This window comes from Embleya sp. NPDC005575, assembly GCF_040605455.1.
In the GTDB taxonomy this organism is placed as follows: Bacteria; Actinomycetota; Actinomycetes; order Streptomycetales; family Streptomycetaceae; genus Embleya.
The window spans coordinates 1-19,837 of the sequence record NZ_JBEXCV010000159.1; the positions used below are offsets into that span (position 1 = coordinate 1).

Consider the following 19,837-nt stretch of genomic DNA (forward strand, 5'->3'; position numbering starts at 1 on the left):
CCCGAGGAGTCGTCAGTTACCTTGCGAGTCATGCCGGACGCCGACGACGAGCCTGGCAGCAACCCGACCCGGGCCGCAGTCCAACAATCACAGTTCCCTTGTTCGCGCCCGACTCCGCCCGCCCGGCCGACAACCACAGCGTCATCATCGAATTCCTCGTCGACGACGTGGACGGCGTGCACCGGAACCTGACCGGCTTCGTGGAGGACTTCGTCACCGAGCCCACCACGATGCCTTGGGGCAACCGCGCGCTCCTGCTCCGCGACCCGGACGGCAATCTCGTCAACTTCTTCACCCCCGTCACCCCGGCCGCCATCGCGAAGTTCGCTCGCTGACGCCGATGCCGGGGTCCGGGCTCGCCTCGGCCCGGCCGGCGCCCTACCGGAGGCCGCACGGACCGAGCGTGATCGCGGCGTGTTCGATTGCCTGACATGACCGTGGCGCCGCGCGCTGGGCCGGACCGCCGGTCGGCGTCCCGGGGGGTGTCCGGGACGGGCTCGTCGCTGGGACGAGGGCTACCGCGCGGGTTCCGCGGGCGACTCGTCCACGGTGACCGGCGGGCCGGGAGTCGCCGGAGCGGTCCTCGGGCGTCGCTGCGCCGGATCGTGCGTCGTGTGTGCGTCGTAGCGCCGGAACGGGCGCACGGCGAGGCCGCCGACGAGGACCAGGACGACGCAGAGCATGGCGCTCCCCGACCAGGCGATGCCGAGGGTTGTGGTCGTCGCCATGGCTCCCGCGCGAAGATCGCCGAGCCGGGGGCCGCCGGCGACGACGACGGTGAAGACGCCTTGGATGCGACCTTGCATCTCGTCCGGGGCCCGGGTCTGCAGGATCGTCTGGCGGTAGACGGCACTCACCAGATCGGCGGCGCCGGCGAGCATGAGGAAGACGACGGCGAGCCAGAGTGTGTGCGTGAAGCCGGCCAGCGTGATGGCTGTTGCCCAGCCGACCACCGCGAGGGTGAGTGCGACTCCCTGACGTCGCACCCCCGCGATCCACCCGCTGCACAGGCCGGCCAGCAGGGATCCGACGGCGACCGCCGAGTAGAGCAGCCCGATTCCCCCGTGGAAGCGGGTGGCTGCGGCCTCGGGGAACAGGGCGTTCGGCATGGCCAGCACCATGGCGGCGATGTCCACGGCGAACGACATCAGGAGCACCGGACTATCGCCGATGAAGCGAAGGCCCTCCAGCACCGCGAGCACCCCTGTACCGGCCGCGGCTCCCGTCGGTTTGATGGGAGGCAGTCGCAGTGTCGAGTAGAGGGACACGGTGAACAGGAGTGCGTCGGCGCCGTAGGCGTAGGCGAACCCGTGTGGGAACGCGAGGAGAACGCCTGCGACAAGCGGCCCCAGGATCTGTCCGATGTTGCTCACCGTGAAGCTCAGCGTGTTGGCCGCGGGGATCATCTCGTGCGGCACGATGCGGGGGATGATGGCGCCGCGCGCCGATGAGGCAGTGGCGAAGCCGGCTCCCTGAACGGCGACGAGGGCGAGCAGGAGTACCTCCGATCGGGCGTTCAGGAGCGTCTGGGCGAGCAGGGCGATGGTCACCGACCAGGTCACGAGCGAGGACCACAGGCACAGCAGGCGGCGATCGACCACGTCGGCGATGGCGCCGCCATACAGGCCGAACACGAGGATGGGGACGAATCCGGCGAGTCCGGCCAGACCCACGTACAGGGAAGAGTGCGTCATGGAGTAGATCTGGACCGGGACGGTGACCTCGGTGACCATCGTTCCCACCAGCGAGGCGCCCTGACCGATCAGAACGCGCCGATAGGCCGGAACGGCAAGCGGACGCGTGTCCACGGCTGCGCGACGCATACGGGCAGCCATGCCCTTGGGAGTCTTCGGCTCGTTCGTCGCCGTCATCGAGCCGCCGTCCCCGACTTCGTCCCGTGGTGGGCGAATGGCCCCGGCCACGGGCAGGGCCGATGCCGTCGACGACGTGAAACTCTCGGTGCTGTGCTCATGACGCCACGTTGCCATGAGAGCCGATGGCTTTCTTCCATTAATCTGCCTACTTGTGTCGCAGATCAGCCATCAACCGTCGGTCGCGCCCTCGACGGCCCATGCCCACGCCGCCGGCGAGGTCATCGACCGCCACCGGCACGACTACCACCAGCTCATCTACGTCAGCGCCGGGGTTCTCGCCATCCGGACCGAACGAGGAGCCTGGGTGGCCTGCCCGGACCGTGCCGTCTGGATCCCGGCGAAGATCTGGCACGAGCACCGGGTCTACGGACACAGCTCCGTGCACATCCTGGGCTTCGCGTCGGACGACACTCCCCTGCCCGTCGACTCGCCAACGGTTTTGGCCGTGGCCGGTCTGCTTCGTGAACTTTTCATCGCCTGCACCGAACCGGACCTGCCGGCAACCGAGTCGCGGCGACTTCGGGCGGTGTTGAACGATCGGCTGCGCCGAGCCCACGTGCGGCCTCTGACGCTGCCGAGGGCACAGGACCCACGGCTGGCCCACGTCTGCCGGGTGGTCGAGGACGACCTGAGCCGCCCCCGAACCATGGCTTGGCTGGCCCGCCACGTCGGCGTCGGCGAGCGAACCCTCACCCGGCTCTTCCGCACGGAGTTCGGCATGACCTACCCCCGGTGGCGAACCAACACACGGGTCTTCCACGCCATGATCCAACTGGCCGAGGGAGCCACCGTCACCGCAACGGCACACCGCTGCGGCTGGACCACGACCAGCGCGTTCATCGACACGTTCGCCCAGACCATGGGCCGCACGCCCGGCGCGTACCGAGGCGCAGCCCACCGGACCGCCACGACCGGCGCATCGACAGGGGAGCCGGCCCCCCGCCCATGCGACCTCGACTCCCCGGGACCACGGCCCCCGCGGTCATGACCGTTTCGGGCGATCCCACGCCGGCGGCAGCGAATCTTGTTGCCGAAACAGCATGAATGTTTGCCACCCGGCGAGGGTGATCGCAGGCTGGTCGGCATGAGCGAGAACACGTTGGTGCAGGCGAATGGTCGGGTGTGGGACGTCGTGGTGGTCGGGGGCGGTGCCGCGGGGCTGTCGGCCGCGCTGACCCTGGGGCGGGTGCGCCGGTCGGTGCTGGTGATCGACGCGGGCGAGCCGCGCAACGCTCCGGCCTCCGCGGCGCACGGTCTCCTGTCGCGGGACGGGATCGCGCCGCTGGAGCTGCTGCGGCTGGGGCGGGAGGAGGTCGCCTCCTACGGCGGGCGAATCGAGTCCGGCCGCGTCTCGGGGGTGCGTCGCGAGGGCGCGCACCTGGTGGTGACGACCGAGGACGGCGGCCGTGCGGTGGCGCGGCGCGTTTTGGTGACCACGGGGCTGGTGGACGAGCTTCCCGACGTCGCCGGGCTCGCGGAGCGGTGGGGGCGTGATGTGTTGCACTGCCCGTACTGCCACGGCTGGGAGGTACGCGACGCGGCGGTCGGCGTGCTGGCCACCGGTCCGGCGGCGGTTCATCAGGCGCTGATGTTCCGGCAGTTGACGTCCCACGTGATGCTGTTCGCGCACACCGGCGGCGATCCGACCGAGGAGCAGTGGGAGCAACTGGCCGCACTCGGCGTCGACGTGGTCGACGGCGAGGTCCTGAGTCTGGAGGTCGACGACCGGGACCGGCTGTCGGGCGTGCGCCTGGCGTCGGGCCGGTCGGTCCCCGTGGATGCCCTGGTGGTCGCACCGCGGTTCGTGGCGCGCGCCGGGTTCCTCGCCGAGCTGGGCCTCGCGGCGACCGAGCATGCGATGGGGGTGGGCCTGCAACTGGTGGCCGAACCGGGCGGGTTCACCGGCGTCGAGGGAGTGTGGGCGGCGGGCAACGTCACGGACCTGATGGCCAACGTCGCCGTCGCCGCGGCGTCGGGGATACAGGCCGCGGTGGCGATCAACACGGATCTGCTCGGCGCCGACGCGAAGGCCGCGGTCGCCGCCCGCGCCGACGGGGTCTTCGGCGCGGCGACGGAGGCGGAAGTCTCCCGACGGGCACTGGGCGACCGCCGCCACGGTCTGGACTTCCCGCCTCGCCCTCGGCCCGACACAGGCGGGTAGTTGCCGCCGGTGCGGCGAGTCTTGCGCGATTCGGGCGGGCCCGGAGGTGGCTGGTTTCGCCCCGGTGGCCGAACGGGACGAGGAGTTCGACCGGCGAGCCGGCGATGAGCATGGCGGTTGCCCTTCGCCGGCACCGCCGTGTGGCCAGGCCGGGCCGGATGGCCGGGCTCGGGACGCCGATGGGGTGCCGGCCTTCCGGGCCCGGCGGCGTCCCGAGCCCGGCGCTACCTCGCGCCTGCCGGGGGCGGCGCGAGGTCGGGCAGGTGCTCACGGGTGATGAGCGGTTCGACGGGTCCCTGGGACCCGGACGCTGCGCGGATCGGAAGGTGCTCGGCGCGACCCGGCCGCGGAACGGCGAGGTGACGGCGCGCCGGCCGACGGCCGGACACGGGTCGGATGCGGCGGTCTCGGGTGGGGATGGGGGTCTGCGCCGCGGCCGAGTTCGCATCCACCGATGGGCGCAATCCGGCGCGCCGTCGGCCGACGCCCGGGTAACGATGGCAGCGATGCAGAGCTGCGCGGCCGGCACACGGTGCGCACTGGTCGCCAGGAGATGTGAGCACATGACGATCGATCGACGGCGTTTTCTGGCCGCACTGGGTGTCGGCGGCGCGACTGTGGTGACAGCCGGTGGCATGGCGCGAGGCGCGGCATCGGTCCTGCCGGCGTTCGACCGGCGGCCGATGCGGGGCCATGCGGGGCAGCGGGTACCCGGGTTGGTGGCCGGGCCGCCGGACTGGTCGGCGTTGAAGACGCGGCTCGACGGGCAACTGCTGCTGCCGCAGGACCAGGGGTACGGCGTGGCCCGGCTCGGATACAACGAGTTGTACGACGATCAACTGCCGGCGGCGGTGGCCCGCTGCACCTCTGCGGCGGATGTACAGATCTGCCTGGACGCGGCCCGTGGCCACGGCGTACCGATCGCCGCGCGCAGCGGAGGGCACAGCTACCTCGGATACAGCGTGCCCAACGGCGGGCTGGTGATGGATCTGCGGCCGATGGCGCAGGTCCGGGTGCAGTCCGACGGCAAGGTGCGGGTCGGCGCCGGTGCCCGGTTGATCGAGGTCTACGCGGCGCTGGCGCAGGCCGGGCGACTGATGCCGGCCGGCTCCTGCCCGACGGTGGGGGTCAGCGGGCTGGCCCTGGGCGGCGGGGTCGGGGTGCTGACCCGCAAGTACGGACTGACCTGCGATCGGCTGGTCTCGGCCGAGGTGGTCACCGCCGACTCGCGGGTGCTCACCGCCTCCGAGTGTTCCGAGCCGGACCTGTACTGGGCGCTACGCGGCGGGGGTGGCGGCAACTTCGGCGTGGTCACCAGGTTCACCTTCAGCACCGAGCCGGCGCCCGCGCTCACCGTCTTCTCGCTGCGCTTCCCGGCCGGTTCGGCGGCCTCGGTGATCGGGGCCTGGCAGGAGTGGGTCGAGGACGCACCGCCGGAGCTGTGGTCGAACTGCGTGGTCTCCGGCGGCACGCCGCCGACCTGTCGGGTGGGCGGGTGCTACGTCGGGGCGGAGAGTGGGCTGAACCCGCTCCTGGACCGGCTGATCGCCGCCGCCGCGACGCAGCCGACCTCGCGCACCGTGCTGGGCAAGAGCTATCTGGAAACGATGAAGTACATGGCAGGCTGCGCGAACGACACCATCGCGCAGTGCCACCCGACGTTCGAGGGCGGGCGGCTGCCCCGAGCGGCCTTCGTCGCCGTCTCCCGGGTGTTGCCCGCTCCGCTGGACGCGCAGCGCATGGTGCAGTTGATGGCCGGGCGCACCGGGATGGACCTGCTCCTTGACTCCATGGGCGGCGCGGTCTCGCAGCTCGCCCCCGACGCGACGGCCTTTCCCCACCGCTCGGCGCTCGCCACGGCGCAGATCTACGCGAGCACCACTCCCGGCGGCAAGGCGGCGGCCACGGCCGCGGTGGACGCGGTCCGGGACGGGCTCGCGGCGCTGGGCGCGACGGGCGCTTACGTCAACTACATCGACGCGAACCTGTCGGACTGGGGTACCGCCTACTACGACGGGAACCTGTCTCGGCTGAAGTCGGTGTCGCGACACTACGACCCGGACGAGGTGTTCGCGTTCCCCCAGTCGGTGGCGCGGGCCTGATTTCATCACTCCCGCACACCCGTCCGCGTTCGTCTTCGGAGGACGACTCCCTCTCGTTCGCCGATCGGGTTGCTCCGATGACGGGTGGCAGCCACGTTTGCGGCCCGCTTCCCCACCCGCTCCGATTCGTCGACCCGGTGCGGTCCGCATGCGTGGGCGTGGCCGGTCGCCGGATGCTCAGGCGCCGGGGTCCGGTTGCACCGGTTCGGTCAAGTGGGCGCGAACGGCCTCGAGTTGGGCGGCGAACGCCAGGCCCAGGAACAGCGCGATCGAGGTCAGGTAGGCCCACAGCATCAAGGACACGAATGCGCCGAGGGGCCCGTAGACCGAGTCGAAGGAGCCGCTGAGCCGGACGTAGAGGCCGAGCAGCCACGTCAGCAGCACCCACAACACCAGGTACACGGCCGCCCCGAACGCCAGCCAGGTATAGCCGGGTTGGCGGCGACGCGGCGACCAACGAAACACCGCCGACGCCGAGATCAGCGCGAGCGTGACGCCCACCGGCCAGCACAGGACGCCCCACACCGTGCGCTGCGTCTCGCTCCAGCCGTACACGTCGGCGGCGGCTCCGACCATGTCGCGGCCGGCCACGGTCAACACGACGCCGAGGCCGATCGGGACGCCCACCACCACGGTCATCACCGCGGCGCGGCCGTACTTGCGGACGAACGGGCGGTCGCGCTCGACGCCGTAGATGCGGTTCGCGCCCCGCTCGATCTGGCTCATCGCCGTCGCGACGTTGACCAGTGAGAACACCAGCCCCAGGGACAGTGCGACCGCGCTGCCCTCGCCCGCGTCGCGCAGGGTGTCCTGTACGACGGTCGAACTCGGGCCCGTGGACAGCCGACCGAGCACGTCGGAGACGAACCGGCCGAATTTGTCGGTATGCAGGACCCGGGAGAGTCCGACGACGGCGATCGCCAAGGGGACCACGGACAGCACCGTCTGCAATGCGAGCGCTCGCGAATGGGTGAACCCGTCCGCGTACCGAAAGCGGATGAAGGCGTTCCTGACCAGTTTCCACCCGCCGTACCGACGCAGCGTCGCCCACGCCTCGTCCGCGGAGAGTTCCTCGCCCTTCATGTCCCGCGTCTGCGGAACCCTTATCGCTGTGCCCATGGACGGCTTCTGCCCGACAGTCGCGGATGCAGCGCTCCGCGCGAGAGAGTTTCGGAATCGGGCCCGATCGTGCCGCGCCGGCGTGGGCGGGTCGCCACATGGAGACCACCGCAGACACCGGGCTGCGGCCAACCCCCGGGGCGGCCCCGCGCGCACGCGTCGGGAACACCTCGGGATCATGTATGCGGGTCACGGTCGGTAGGGTCGGGGCAGGATGCATCGGGGGCTTCGATGGCACATGCGGGTCGGACTGTGCGGGTGGTGGCGGCGGCGGGAATGGCGTTGATCACGGGGTGTTCGGCGGCCGTGGACCTGGCCGATGCGACCTCCGCGGATCTGTCGGGACTGGGCGACAAGGCGCTGCACGAACGAGTGAGCAGGGCGGTGGACGGTGTTCGCTACGTCCGGATCTCCGACGTGCGGGACAACACCACGAGCGCACGCACCGATGTACATCTGGACATGAAGACGGGCGACTTCACGACCAGCGGGCAGGCGGCGAGCTACACCATCGAGATGATCAACGTCGGCGGGGAGCTCTACGTAAAGGCTTCGCGCACCTACTGGCAGCGGCGTCTCGGGCCCGAACGGGCAGACCTCGTGGCCGCGTTGGACGGCAGGTACGGGCATGCCGCGGCCGACGATCCGGTGCGTACGAAGATGGCGGCGCTGGCCAAGGCGGTCAGTCCCCGCAAGTTCGTGAATGAGTTGACGGAGGCCGATCGACGTGAGGACACCTATGTCGACGGGCGTCGTATGGTCGTGCTCGCGGAGAGCGAAGCGGACGATGCCGCGCGGGTGTACATCCCGACCGACGGCCCGGCGTTGCCCTTCCGGGCGATCTCGAACGATGCCGCGTCGGACGACGGAGCCATCACGTTGACCTGGACGGAGTACGACCGCCCCGTCGAGATCAAGGCGCCTGCGCGCGATCTCGTCGTCGAACTCCCCAACCTCGGCAAGGCACCCGGCCCCACCTTGTGACCGGCGGCCGTTCGCGGCGGAGCACGGGCACGCCCGCGAGCGGATCGTCGCCGAGCGGGGGCGCGGGGGTTGGATCCGCGTGTGCGCGAACGCGCCCTGGGGGCCTGTGAGTGGGCCACGGGCTCATGTTCCGGGAGGCTGCGGCAAGATGGGGGCGTGCCGAGCGAGTCAGAGACGATCGAGCTGAACGAAGACGAACTTCGTGGAATCGCGGGCTATGCCGCCGATTGTGCGCGCAGGGTGCTGTCGATCTTCGAACAGAGTTTTCCCGCCGACACGCGCCCCCGCGACGCCATTGCAGCGGCAGACGCCTTTGCCGCGGGCGGCCGACGCACGGGTGTTCTGCGGCGGAGCGCGTGGGCCGCGTACAAGGCGGCGCAGGAAGCCTCCTCGCCCGCAGCGGTCGACGCGGCGCGAGCGGCAAGCCATGCGGCCGCCGCCGCGTTCCTGCATCCCAAGGCGAGCGCTCATCAGGTGAAACACATTCTCGGTGCGGCCGCACATGCGGCGTCGGCGGAAGAGCAGGCATCCGAGGAGGGCGGGCAGGTCACCGCAGGGACCCTGGAATGGGCGCGGCATCACGCACCCCCCGCGGTCACCGCGGTGCTCACTCGTCTGCCCGCCGCACCTCCCGGCGGCGGGCGGGTGGGCGAGTTCATGCGCGATCTCGACGCCGCCCTCCGCGCCTGAGGGCAAGCGGAATCGCCCCTCGCAGGGGGCGGACCCACCTCCTCCCTGCGCCGGATCCCCACGTTGGTCACGCCTGTCCGCCCGGCCGCATGACACCACGACGCCCCACGCGGGGCCGCCGGGCCGGGCGCGGCCGGGGGCGAGTCGCGGGACCGGGTCGCCGTCTCTCGCCATGTCGCAGCTGCCGGGTTCCCCGCGGGTATCGGTGGTGTTTCGGCCACGGGTTCGCCACCTGTGACCGGAAGTGATGCTCAAGAGACTCCATGTAACGCAGATCACGTCACTGTTCACCCTTCGCGGCCGACCGGCGACCCATCGTCATGCAATGATGTGTCATGTGAGATGTGAAATGTCACACCTCATCAGAAGCACCCGACCCCGGGTGCCACGACATCGGAGGCTTCCCATGAAGTTCATGACGACCGCGGCAGCGATAGGCATAGCCGGCCTGAGCGTCATCGCGACCGCACCGGTCGCGACCGCCGACCCCGCCCCGACCACCGTGACGTGCGGCCCCTCCGGGCTCCAGTCCGGTCTCTCGACCAAGGTCTGCGCCGAGATCACCGGCGACAACGTCCGACTCTTCGGCCAGGTCGGCCTGGCGGGCCCCCCTTCGCCCGGCAGTCCGCCCCAGCAGCCGCAGCCGCTGAACCTGCGCCTGTCCGGCAACGTGGCCGGCGTCTCGCTCGGTGCGGTCAACCAGGACGCGATCTTCCACTACACGACGATCAAGGTCTCCGGCGTGGGCGGCACCGTGGCCTGCGGTTCGAACGTGCACGGCAGCTTCAGCGTGGAGTCGTACCAGTGGCCGGCCCGGCCGGTCACCCTCGATCTCGTGATCCCCTGCTGACGACGGACCGGATCGCCGCGCACGGCGGCGCGACCGTGACTCGCTAGGCGCCGCGAGGGCAGGCGGCATGGGGCCTCGGACTCCGCGGAGGAATCGCGGAGTCCGAGGCCCCGGCGTGTGCGGGCTGCGCGATCCGGCCGTGCCGGTGGGCAGTCGTGCTCCGGTAGGAGCCGGGCGGCACCACACTCGCGTCCCGACGCGGCGCCCCCGCGAAACGGGGCGCTCAGCTGTCGAAGTCGACGGTCAGGGAGTCGGAGGCCGGGTACGTCTGGCAGGTCAGGACGTAGCCGGCCTCGGTCTCCGCCGGGTCGAGGGCGTAGTTGCGGCGCATGTCGGCGTCGCCGTCCCGGACCAGGGCGCGGCAGGTGCCGCACACGCCGCCCTTGCACGCGAAGGGCACGTCCGGGCGCAGCCGCGCGGCCGCGTCCAGGACGGTGGCGTCGCGGGGCAGGTCGGCGACCGTGGAGCGGCCGTCCAGGACGATGGTCACCCGGCTGACCGGCCCGTCCGCCTTCACGTCCTCGCGGTGCACCGCCGGCGGCGGTGTGTCGTCGGCGAAGAACAGCTCCTGGTGGATGCGGTCGTCGGGCACGCCGAGGGTGGCCAGGACGCGCCGGGCGTCGCGGATCATGCCGTGTGGGCCGCACAGCCACCAGTGGTCGGCGCGGTCGGCGTCCACCAAGCCGTCGATCAGGGCGAGGAGGCGGTCGTGGTCGAGGCGGCCCGAGAGCAGGTCGGCCTCGCGGGGTTCCCGGGAGAGCACATGGGCGAGTTCGAAGCGGGCGGGGTGCAGGTCCTTGAGGTCGGCCAGGTCGTCGGCGAACATCACCGTGTCCGTGCGGCGGTTGCCGTACAAAAGGGTGACGCGGGACCGGTCGTGGGCGGCGAGTACCGACTCGGCGATGGACATCATCGGGGTGATGCCGGAGCCCGCGGCGATCAGTACGTGGTGGGCCGGGGTGGACACGTCGGCCGTGAAGGTGCCCGTCGGTGCCATCACCTCGACACTGTCGCCGGGCCGGATGTCGTGGACGAGCCAGGCGGAGAAAAGTCCTCCGGGCACGACGCGCACCCCGATCCGCGGCCGGGTGCCGGCGGCGGAGCAGATGGAGTAGGAGCGGCGTTCGTCCACCCCGTCGATCTCGCGGCGCAGGGTGAGCGACTGGCCGGGGACGAAGGCGAAGGTGTCGGACAGGTCGTCGGGCACGTCGAAGGCGACCGCGGCGGCGTCCTCGCACAGGCGGTCGACCGCCGCGACACGCAGGCGGTGGAAGCGCGGGCGTAGGGGGGACGGCGGCGGTGCGGTGCCGGAGATCGTGTTCGTCGGGTCCTGCATCAGATCTCCTTCATGTGCTCGAACGGCTCGCGGCACGCCAGGCAGCGGCGCAGTGCCCGGCAGGAGGTGGCGGCGAAGCGGGAGGTCTCCTCGGTGTCCGCCGAGCCGCAGTGCGGGCAGGGTATGCGGCGGCGGGTCGGCAGGAGGTCCAGTGGGGTGGGGCCGGTGGTGGGGCGGGGTGCGGTGCCCGGCGGGGCGATGCCGTAGCGGGCGAGTTTGCGGCGCCCGGCGGGGGTGATCCAGTCGGTGGTCCACGGCGGGTCCAGGACCGTGCGGATCTCGACGCGGGCGAATCCGGCCGCGCGCAGGCGGGCGGCGACCTCGGCGCGCATCTCCGCCATGGCCGGGCAGCCGGAGTAGGTGGGGGTCAGGCCGGCGACGACGGTTCCGTCCGGGGTGATGTCGACGTCGCGCAGCACGCCGAGGTCGGCCAGGGTGAGGGCGGGCAGTTCGGGGTCGGGAACCTGGGCGGCGATGTGTCGGGCGTGTCGGACGTCCGGTGCGGTGTCCGCGCTCACCATGTCGCCCCCGGGTGTGCGCGGGCCACGCTCTGCAACTCGGCCAGGAGCGGGGCCAGATGCTCGGTGTGCTCCCCGTTCCTGCCGTGTCCGGGCAGCGGCGGGCCGGCAGCGGGCAACGCCAGTCCGGCGCTGTCGAGCACCTGTGCCAGGACCGCCCCGACCTCCTCCCGCGCGTCGTAGGCCGCGTACAACTCGGGGAGCCAGGGGGTGACTTGGGCGATGGTGGTGTGCATGCGGCGGTGCGATTCCTCGGTGCCGTCGCCGAGCCGCACCGTCCACTCGGCGGCGTACTGCCGGTGGTAGGCCAGTTCCTTGACGCCCTTGGCGGCGACGGCCGCGAGCACCGGGTCGGCGGACGCGGCGAGCCGGGTGAGGTGCGCGAGCCGCCAGGTGGACAGGAGCAGGAGGCGGGCGATCGTGAACGCGAAGTCGCCGTTGGGGAGTTCGGCCAGTCGAACGTTGCGGAACTCGGCCGCGTCGCGGCGATAGGCGTAGGCGTCCTCGTCGCGGGCGCTGCCGTCGACCTGACCGCAGCGCGCGTACAGCAGGCGGGCCTGGCCGAGCAGGTCGAGGGCGATGTTGGCGAGTGCCAGTTCCTCTTCGAGTTCGGGGGCGCGGGTGGTCCATTCGGCCAGGCGCTGGGCGCCGATCAGGGCGTCGTCGGCCAGGGCCAGGCAGTTCGCGGCGAGTGCGGCGGCGTCGACGTGCGCGGGCAGCGTGGTGTCGACGCCGTGCAGGGGGTCCTCGAAGCCGGTACCGAACGCCCAGCGGGCGTCGCCGCCGTCCCCGTCGGCGAGCGACGGGTGGAGGTGGTCGTCGTGCATGACCTGCTCCTCAGATGTGGGGGACGTCGTCGGGGATGTCGTAGAAGGTGGGGTGGCGGTACGCCTTGTCGGCGTTGGGGGCGAAGAACGGGTCCTTCTCGTCGCGGGTGGAGGCGGTGATGTGTCGGGAGCGCACCACCCAGATGCTCACGCCCTCGTTGCGGCGCGTGTACAGGTCGCGTGCGTGGGTCAGGGCCATGCGGTCGTCGGCGGCGTGCAGGGAGCCGACGTGCACGTGGTTGAGGCCGCGCTTGCCGCGCACGAACACCTCGTAGAGGGGCCAGTCGACCGTGGTCCGGGTGGTGTCGTTCATGCCGCCGCTCCTGTCCGGGTGTTCTGCTTGGCCGCGTGGGCGCTTGCTGCTTCGCGCACCCAGGCGCCGTCGTCGTGGGCCGTCCGGCGTCGCCGGACGCGCCGGCTGTTGCAGGGGCCGTCGCCGCCGATCACGCGCCGCAGTTCGGCCCAGTCGGGGGTGCCGAAGTCGTGGTGTCCCCGGTCGGGATTCCAGGTCAGCTGCGGGTCCGGCAGGGTCACGCCCAACAGGCGTGCCTGGGGCACGGTCATGTCGACGAAGCGTTGGCGCAGTTCGTCGTTGCCGTGGCGTTTGATCTTCCAGGCCATGGACTGGGCGGAGTTGGGCGAGTCGTCGTCGGGCGGGCCGAACATCATCAGGGAGGGCCACCACCAGCGGTCGACGGCGTCCTGGACCATCGCACGTTGTGCGTCGGTGCCGCGCATCATCGTGGTCAGCAGCTCGTACGCCTGGCGCTGGTGGAAGGACTCCTCCTTGCAGACGCGGACCATCGCGCGTGCGTAGGGCCCGTAGGAACTGCGGCACAGCGGCACCTGATTGCAGATGGCGGCGCCGTCCACGAACCAGCCGATGACGCCGACGTCGGCGTAGCTCAGGGTGGGGTAGTTGAAGATGGACGAGTACTTCTGGCGGCCGTCGATCAGGCGTGCGGTCAGGTCGGCGCGGTCGGCGCCGAGGGTTTCGGCCGCGGAGTACAGGTACAGTCCGTGGCCGGCCTCGTCCTGGACCTTGGCGAGCAGGATGGCCTTGCGGCGCAGGGACGGGGCGCGGGTGATCCATTCGGCTTCGGGTTGCATGCCGATGATCTCGGAGTGCGCGTGTTGGGCGATCTGCCGGATGAGCGTCCTGCGATAGCCCTCGGGCATCCAGTCGCGGGGTTCGATCCGGTGGTCCTTGGCGAGGGTGGCCTCGAAGTGGTGGGCGAGCTCCGGCGGCGCGCCGTCCGCGGATGGTGTGGCGGGGGGTGGTGTGGTCATCGAAAGATTCCCTACCGACCGTTCGTTCGGTCTATCGTATGGCGACGTCGGGCCCGATTGGGCCCGGGGCGCGGCGGACGAGGGGTGGGTCAGCGTCCGTGAAAGGTGGGCCGGTCGCCCGCCAGGAAGACCCGCACCGCGGTCCTGGCCGACGCAGAAGTGCCGCCCCCGGAAGGTGAGCAGGACCGCGCGGACCTTCTCGTCGTCGCGCACCCGGCGCACGGCGGCGAGCAGCGCGGAACGCAGCGCCGTGTCCAGGGCGTTCCCGGCAGCGGGACGCCGCAGTTCGAGCACCGCGACGTCACCGTCGAGGCGGTACCCGACGCCCGCGTCGTCGGGGTGGTGTCGGTAGTGGTCACGGCCATGCGTAGAACCCCTGTCCGGTCTTGCGGCCCAACTCGCCGCGGGCGACCTTGTCGCGCAGCAGCCGGGGCGGTGCGAAGCGCGCGCCGAGGGTGGCGTGCAGGTGCTCGGCGATGGCCAGACGCACGTCGAGCCCGACCAGGTCGGTCAGGCGCAGCGGGCCCATCGGGTGCCGGTAGCCCAGCCGCATGGCGTCGTCGATGGCCTCGGGGGCGGCGACGCCCTCCTCGACCATGCGGATCGCCTCCAGTCCCAGTGCCAGGCCCAGGCGGCTGCTGGCGAACCCGGGCGAGTCGTTGACGACGACGTCCTGTTTGCCGAGGGCGTGCGTCCAGTCCAGCGCGCGGGCGAGGACGCCGGCGGCGGTGTCCGGGGCGCGGACGAGTTCGACGAGCGCGGAGGCGGGCACGGGGTTGAAGAAGTGCATGCCCAGGAAGCGGCCGGGTCGGGTCAGAGCCGCGGCGAGGTCCGTGACGGACAGCGAACTGGTGTTGGTGGCCAGCACCGTCGTGGCGCCGACGACGCGTTCGGCGGCGGCGAGCAGGCGGGCCTTGAGGGCGGCGTCCTCGGGCACGGCCTCCACGATCAGGTCGGCGTGCGCGGGCAGGTGTTCGACCGCGTCGACCGTGCTCACCCGGGCGAGCACGCGCGCGGCGGGTTCGGCGGAACCTCCGCGTTCGGCCGCGCGTTCCAGGCCGGCGGCGATGCGCTCGCGGGCCGCAGCAGCGGCCCGGGCGTCGCTCTCGGCGATGGTCACGGAGGAGCCGGCGGCCGCGAAGCACTGGGCGATGCCGGCGCCCATGCGTCCGCCGCCGATGACGCCGACCACCGCGGGCGGGGCCGGTGGCGCGGGGATGGGGCTCATGTACGGCTCCTTGCGTCCAGGAAGCGGGACATCCGGTCCTTCTTGTCCGCGGTCTCGAAGAGCACGGCCTGGGCCAGGTCGTCGGCGATCGGGTGGGCACCGGGGGCGTCGACGACGAGTTTGGTCAGCCGCAGGGCCATCGCGGAGGAGCGTGCCATGCGGTCGAGCAGGGCATGTGCCCGGTCGAGGAGTTCGTCGGCCGGGACGACGTCGATGACCAGCCCGGCGGCCAGCGCGGCGCGGGCGTCGAGTCGGTGTCCGGCGAGCAGGATCTGCTTGGCGACGGATTCGCCGACCAGTTGGGGCAGGCGCCAGCAGGCGCCGGCGGCAGCGAGGATGCCCAGGCCGGGTTCGGGGTTGCCGAAGACGGCGTCGGGGCCGGCGATGCGCAGGTCGCAGGCGTAGGCCAGTTCGGCGCCACCACCCAGTGCCCAGCCGTCGACGGCGGCGACGGTGGGCATCGGCAGCCGGCGCACGCGTTCGAACAGGCGGCTGTTGATGCCCTGTAGGGCCTGGTCGCGGCCGCGGTCGCGCAGTTCGGCGATGTCGGCGCCGGCGGCGAAGACGCCACCGTGGCCGGTGAGCAGGAGCAGCCTGGGATCGTGCTCCAACAGGTCGCACATGGCATGCAGTTCGCTGATCATCCGCGCGTCGATGGCGTTGCGTTCGCCAGAGCGGTGCAGGGTGACGACGACGCGGTCCGCGCGCTCCTCGATCCGCAGCGTGCGGTACTCCTGAGCCGGGTCGGGCGTCGGGCCGGTGGTGCTCATGTGCGCTCCACGAGCATCGCGACGCCTTGGCCGACGCCCACGCACAGGGTGGCCAGGCCGCGCCGGGCGTCCTCGCGTTCCAGGCGGCCGAGCAGGGTCAGCACGATGCGGGCGCCGGAGCAGCCGAGCGGGTGGCCCAAGGCGATGGCGCCGCCGTCGGCGTTGACGGTGTCCTCGTCCAGGCCCAGGCGGCCGATGACGGCCAGGGCCTGGGCGGCGAACGCCTCGTTGAGTTCGGTGGCTTCCAGGTCGGCGATCCGCCATCCGGCGCGGGCCAGCGCCTTTTCGGTGGCGGGGACCGGGCCCAGACCCATCAGGTGGGGATGCACGCCGGCCGAGGCGGCGGCGACGATCCGCGCCCGCGGGGTGAGACCGTGCCGCTGTACGGCCGCCTCGCTCGCCAGGACCAGGGCCGCGGCCCCGTCGGACAGGGGCGAGGCGGAGCCGGCGGTGACGATGCCGCCCTCGCGGAAGATGGTGCGCAGGCCGGCGAGTTTGTCGAGCGTGGTGGTCGGACGTGGGCCCTCGTCGCGGGTGACCAGGTCCGCTCCGACGGGCACGGGCACGATCTCGCGGTCGAAGCGGCCCTGTTCCTGGGCGGCGACCGCGCGCTGGTGACTGCGCAGGGCGAAGGCGTCGGAGCGGGCGCGGGTGATGTGGTCGAGGGCGGCGACCTCCTCGGCGGTCTCGCCCATCGACAGGGTGGTCCGGCCGGCGTCGGGAGGCGCCGCGCGGTCGGCGACGGTGAAGCGGGGGTTGGTGAAGCGCCAGCCCAGGGAGGTGTCGTGCACGGCGCCGGGTTTGGCCCAGGGGGTCCCGGGCTTGTCCATCACCCACGGCGCGCGGGTCATCGACTCGACGCCGCCGGCGACGACGAGGTCGGCCTCGCCGGCGCGGATGGCGTGGGCCGCGGAGGCCAGTGCGGTCAGGCCCGAGGCGCACAGCCGGTTGACGGTGTAGCCGGGCACCGTGTGCGGCAGGCCCGCCAGGAGCACCGCCATCCGGGCGACGTCGCGGTTGTCCTCGCCGGCCTGGTTCGCGGCGCCGAGGATCACCTCGTCGACGGCGTCGGCGGGGATGCGGGCGCGGCGTACGGCCTCGCCGACCACGAGGGCGGCCAGGTCGTCGGGGCGGATCGCGGCCAGGGCGCCGCCGTAGCGGCCCTGCGGGGTGCGGGCGCCGTCGACGATGTAGACGGGTTCAGGCACCGGCCGGCTCCTTGGCGGCGGGGCGGCGGGATTGCAGGGTGGCGAAGCGGGCGGTGACGAACGCCGGGTCGGACAGGGTGGCGCTGGCGGCCGGGTTGGCGGCGCTGCCGTGGAAGTCGCTGAAGGCGGCGGACTGGTTGACGAACACGCCGCCGGTGAGGTTCTCCGACAGGTGCACGCCGGCGTCCAGGGCCGCCTCGCGGGCCGCCTCCAGCACGAACTCGTCCGTGGAGTGCACGGCGGCGGTCAGGGCGCCGTGGGCACGGACGCTCTCGCGCAGGATGCCCAGGCCGTGCTCGGTGGAGTCGGTGCCCACGACGAACGAGACGGGCCCGAACCACTCGCGGGTGTAGGTGTCCTGGTCGGTGTCCGCGTCGAGTCGGGCCACCAGTGGGGTGCGCACGATCGCCTGCGGGTGCTCGGGGTGGGCGACGGGGGTGGAGGCGTGCACGATGCCGCCGAGTGCGCCGGCCTCTTCGAGGGTGTGGCGCACGCCGTCGTTGACGATCGCGCCGAGGGTGTGCACGGCGCGGGCGGGGTCGGCGAGCAGGCGGTCCAGTGCGGCGCCGAGGTCGGCGGCGAACTCGTCGGCGCTGCGGGGGCCCTGGTCGGTGGCGAAGCCTTCGCGCGGGATGAGCAGGTTCTGCGGGGTGGTGCACATCTGGCCGCTGTACAGGGACAGCGAGAAGGCCAGGTTGCCCAGCAGGCCGCGGTAGTCGTCGGTGGAGTCCAGGACGACGGTGTTCAGGCCGGCCTTCTCGGTGTACACGGCGGCCTGGCGGGCGTTGGCCTCCAGCCAGTCGCCGAACCCGGTCGAGCCGGTGAAGTCGACGATGCGCACGTCGGGGTGCAGGGCGAGGGTGGCGGCGCTGCGGCCGTCGGGTGCCTCGGCGGCGAGCAGCACCACATCGGGGGAGAAGCCGGCCTCGGCGAGCACCTCGCGGGCGATGCGCACGGTGATCGCCAGCGGCAGCACGGCGCCGGGGTGCGGCTTGACCACGACCGGATTGCCGGTGACCAGGCTGGCGAACAGGCCGGGGTAGCCGTTCCAGGTCGGGAAGGTATTGCAGGCGATCAGCAGCGACACGCCGCGTCCGACGGGGGTGAACGTCTTGTCCAGTCCCAGGGGTTCACCCTTGCGCTGGGGCTTGCTCCAGCGGGCCGCGGTGGGGTGGCGCTTTTGTTCCGCCCAGGCGTAGGCGACCGCTTCCAGGCCCCGGTCCTGGGCGTGCGGGCCGCCGGCCTGGAAGGCCATCACGAACGGCTGGCCGGTGGTGTGCTGCACGGCGTGCGCGATCTCGAAGGTGGCCGCGTTGAGGCGGGCCAGGATCTCGGCGGCGACGCCGGCGCGGGTGTCGGGGTCGGCCCGGCGCCACGGGCCGGCGGCGGCCTTGGCTGCGGCCACGGCCCGGTCCGGGTCGACCCGCGGATAGGAGATGCCGAGCGGGCGACCGTACGGGGAGATCTCGCCCGCGAGCACGCGGCCGTCGCCAGGGTGGTCGGGCAGGCCGAAGGGGCGGCCGAGTTGCTCCTGGAACGCCGCCTCGCCGAGGGCGGGGGCCTGCTCGCCGTAGATCGAGGTGCTCGGCGACTCGGGGTAGGGCGTCCAGTGGTCGCGGTGCGCGGTGGCGTGCACCGCCTGCTCCAGCAGGGCGCGATGGCGCGCGAAGAAGTCGGGGCGCTCGGAGTTCACGTCGGGCATGCGGTCCACCTCTTGACATGCAGCGGTGATGCTGGATTATTTGGCCTAGGGCAGATTACCGAATGTTCGGTCGGCTAACAAGACGGTGGACGATGACGGACCCGAACGGGGCCCGGCCCCGCTCCCTGGTGTGCGTCGAGGCCCGCCCCGGCGCGGACGCCGCGGGGCGCGAGGCCGCCGCGCGCGATCGTCCGGGGCGTCAAGGACGGTGTGGGCATCAGCGTCGACGTCACCGTCGTGGACCCCGACACGTTGGAACGCTCGCAGGGCAAACTGCGCCGGGTGGATGATCTGCGGCAATCGTGACCTGCGGCTCCTGACACAATGTCCCGGTGAGCAGTACACCCGTGCACAGGAACACCGGCCGCGTGGGCCGCCCCGGCTACGACCGCGACTCGCTGCTGGAAGTGGCGGTGGCCGCGTTCAACGAGCGCGGCTACGACGGCACCGGCATGGAGGAGTTGGCCAAGCGTCTGGGCCTGAGCAAGTCGAGCATCTATCACCACGTCTCGGGCAAGGAGGAACTGCTCGGCCTGGCCCTGGGACGCGCCCTGGACGCCCTGTTCGCGGTCCTCGACGAGGTCCCCGACGCCACCGCCGGCGCCACCGCGCGCCTGGAGCACGTGGTGCACCGCAGTGTCGAGGTCCTGGCCGCCGAACTGCCGTACGTCACCCTGCTGTTGCGCGTGCGCGGCAACAGCGCCGTCGAACGGCGGGCGCTGGACAAGCGCCGCGAATTCGACCGTCGCGTCGCCGAACTGGTGACCCGCGCCGCGGCCGAGGGCGGCGTACGCGCCGACGTCGACCCGCACCTGACCAGTCGGCTGCTGTTCGGCACCGTCAACTCCCTGGTCGAGTGGTACCGCCCCGACGGCGACCTGGCGGTGTCCGCATTGGCCACGGCCCTGACCACGGTCCTGTTCGACGGGCTCCGCGCCGCACCCGGGAACTGACCCGAACGCCGTCGCGGCGGGCGGCGGCAGGGCACCGGTAACACAGTGAAAGGGCCGCGAGGGGCGCGGCGTTGCCGGCGCCGGACCAAAGACAAGGGCGCGCCCCCGGTCCGCGCCCCGCCGTGGTCGACCGCCACCGCATCGGCCCAGCGCCGGCGCGCCCGACGACGCGCTGACCAAGTCGATCCGGGCCGACGAGGGACTGGCTTCGGTGTCGGCGCTGGT

Annotated in this window: 18 protein-coding genes and 3 pseudogenes; 9 read left to right on the plus strand and 12 right to left on the minus strand. The window is 72.2% G+C overall.

All coding sequences use genetic code 11. The annotated features are described in order from the left end of the window. Positions 1–89: 89 nt before the first annotated feature. Positions 90–335, plus strand: a pseudogene (locus tag ABZS54_RS35095) (VOC family protein); the annotation flags it as partial. A 180-nt stretch (positions 336–515) separates the two neighbouring features. Here ABZS54_RS35095 and ABZS54_RS35100 read toward each other — a convergent pair. Then, a complete protein-coding gene (locus ABZS54_RS35100; protein WP_355545613.1) occupies positions 516–1,871 on the minus strand; it encodes an MFS transporter in 1,356 nt (451 codons plus the stop codon). Between the two features lie 154 nt (positions 1,872–2,025). Here ABZS54_RS35100 and ABZS54_RS35105 point away from each other — a divergent pair, with 154 nt between their 5' ends. The 3 genes from ABZS54_RS35105 (at position 2,026) to ABZS54_RS35115 (ending at position 6,137) form a co-directional block, all read left to right on the plus strand. Next, positions 2,026–2,862 carry a helix-turn-helix transcriptional regulator gene (locus tag ABZS54_RS35105; RefSeq protein WP_355545615.1) on the plus strand — a complete coding sequence of 279 codons (837 nt, stop codon included), beginning with the start codon at positions 2,026–2,028 and terminating at the stop codon, positions 2,860–2,862. 96 nt (positions 2,863–2,958) lie between these two features. Then, complete coding sequence (locus tag ABZS54_RS35110) at positions 2,959–4,035, plus strand: NAD(P)/FAD-dependent oxidoreductase (RefSeq protein WP_355545617.1); 1,077 nt, start codon at positions 2,959–2,961, stop codon at positions 4,033–4,035. Positions 4,036–4,598: 563 nt separating this feature from the next. Then, a complete protein-coding gene (locus ABZS54_RS35115) occupies positions 4,599–6,137 on the plus strand; it encodes an FAD-dependent oxidoreductase (protein ID WP_355545619.1) in 1,539 nt (512 codons plus the stop codon). A gap of 177 nt (positions 6,138–6,314) precedes the next feature. On the opposite strand, the gene ABZS54_RS35120 is transcribed toward ABZS54_RS35115, so the two are convergent. Then, entirely contained in the window at positions 6,315–7,256 is a 942-nt protein-coding gene (locus tag ABZS54_RS35120) for a YihY/virulence factor BrkB family protein (protein ID WP_355545621.1), read from the minus strand. Between the two features lie 276 nt (positions 7,257–7,532). On the opposite strand from ABZS54_RS35120, the gene ABZS54_RS35125 reads away from it, so the two are divergent. The 3 genes from ABZS54_RS35125 (at position 7,533) to ABZS54_RS35135 (ending at position 9,780) form a co-directional block, all read left to right on the plus strand. Continuing rightward, a complete protein-coding gene (locus ABZS54_RS35125) occupies positions 7,533–8,240 on the plus strand; it encodes a hypothetical protein (RefSeq protein WP_355545623.1) in 708 nt (235 codons plus the stop codon). A 156-nt stretch (positions 8,241–8,396) separates the two neighbouring features. Next, entirely contained in the window at positions 8,397–8,930 is a 534-nt protein-coding gene (locus ABZS54_RS35130; protein WP_355545625.1) for a putative immunity protein, read from the plus strand. Positions 8,931–9,336: 406 nt separating this feature from the next. Then, entirely contained in the window at positions 9,337–9,780 is a 444-nt protein-coding gene (locus tag ABZS54_RS35135; protein ID WP_355545627.1) for a hypothetical protein, read from the plus strand. A 223-nt stretch (positions 9,781–10,003) separates the two neighbouring features. Here the strand turns inward: ABZS54_RS35135 and paaE are convergent, their stop codons facing one another. The 10 genes and pseudogenes from paaE to paaN form a co-directional block, all read right to left on the minus strand. Beyond that, positions 10,004–11,116 (minus strand): 1,2-phenylacetyl-CoA epoxidase subunit PaaE, encoded by a 1,113-nt coding sequence (gene paaE, locus ABZS54_RS35140; RefSeq protein WP_355545629.1) that lies wholly within the window; start codon positions 11,114–11,116, stop codon positions 10,004–10,006. Next, positions 11,116–11,637 (minus strand): 1,2-phenylacetyl-CoA epoxidase subunit PaaD, encoded by a 522-nt coding sequence (gene paaD, locus ABZS54_RS35145; protein ID WP_355545631.1) that lies wholly within the window; start codon positions 11,635–11,637, stop codon positions 11,116–11,118. Before paaD ends, paaE begins: the two co-directional genes overlap by 1 nt. Next, entirely contained in the window at positions 11,631–12,461 is an 831-nt protein-coding gene (gene paaC, locus ABZS54_RS35150) for a 1,2-phenylacetyl-CoA epoxidase subunit PaaC (protein ID WP_355545633.1), read from the minus strand. Before paaC ends, paaD begins: the two co-directional genes overlap by 7 nt. Before the next feature lie 10 nt (positions 12,462–12,471). Continuing rightward, a complete protein-coding gene (gene paaB, locus ABZS54_RS35155) occupies positions 12,472–12,774 on the minus strand; it encodes a 1,2-phenylacetyl-CoA epoxidase subunit PaaB (protein ID WP_355545635.1) in 303 nt (100 codons plus the stop codon). Beyond that, positions 12,771–13,751 (minus strand): 1,2-phenylacetyl-CoA epoxidase subunit PaaA, encoded by a 981-nt coding sequence (gene paaA / locus ABZS54_RS35160; RefSeq protein WP_355545647.1) that lies wholly within the window; start codon positions 13,749–13,751, stop codon positions 12,771–12,773. The genes paaB and paaA overlap by 4 nt, the downstream gene beginning before the upstream one ends. A gap of 141 nt (positions 13,752–13,892) precedes the next feature. Beyond that, positions 13,893–14,045: pseudogene (locus ABZS54_RS35165) on the minus strand (enoyl-CoA hydratase-related protein); the annotation flags it as partial. A gap of 61 nt (positions 14,046–14,106) precedes the next feature. After that, the gene (locus tag ABZS54_RS35170) at positions 14,107–14,979 is read right to left on the minus strand and encodes a 3-hydroxyacyl-CoA dehydrogenase family protein (RefSeq protein ID WP_355545637.1); all 873 of its coding nucleotides are present in this window, start codon (positions 14,977–14,979) and stop codon (positions 14,107–14,109) included. Beyond that, a complete protein-coding gene (locus tag ABZS54_RS35175; RefSeq protein WP_355545639.1) occupies positions 14,976–15,749 on the minus strand; it encodes an enoyl-CoA hydratase/isomerase family protein in 774 nt (257 codons plus the stop codon). Before ABZS54_RS35175 ends, ABZS54_RS35170 begins: the two co-directional genes overlap by 4 nt. Further along, a complete protein-coding gene (locus ABZS54_RS35180; protein ID WP_355545641.1) occupies positions 15,746–16,957 on the minus strand; it encodes a thiolase family protein in 1,212 nt (403 codons plus the stop codon). Before ABZS54_RS35180 ends, ABZS54_RS35175 begins: the two co-directional genes overlap by 4 nt. Next, positions 16,950–18,659 (minus strand): phenylacetic acid degradation protein PaaN, encoded by a 1,710-nt coding sequence (paaN, locus tag ABZS54_RS35185; RefSeq protein ID WP_355545643.1) that lies wholly within the window; start codon positions 18,657–18,659, stop codon positions 16,950–16,952. Before paaN ends, ABZS54_RS35180 begins: the two co-directional genes overlap by 8 nt. 128 nt (positions 18,660–18,787) lie before the next feature. Between paaN and ABZS54_RS35190 the strand changes: the two are divergent. Both ABZS54_RS35190 and ABZS54_RS35195 read left to right on the plus strand, forming a co-directional pair. Then, positions 18,788–18,965: pseudogene (locus ABZS54_RS35190) on the plus strand (phenylacetate--CoA ligase); the annotation flags it as partial. 26 nt (positions 18,966–18,991) lie between these two features. After that, on the plus strand, positions 18,992–19,612 hold the full coding sequence (locus ABZS54_RS35195; protein WP_355545645.1) for a TetR/AcrR family transcriptional regulator: 621 nt from the start codon (positions 18,992–18,994) through the stop codon (positions 19,610–19,612). Positions 19,613–19,837: the final 225 nt, after the last annotated feature.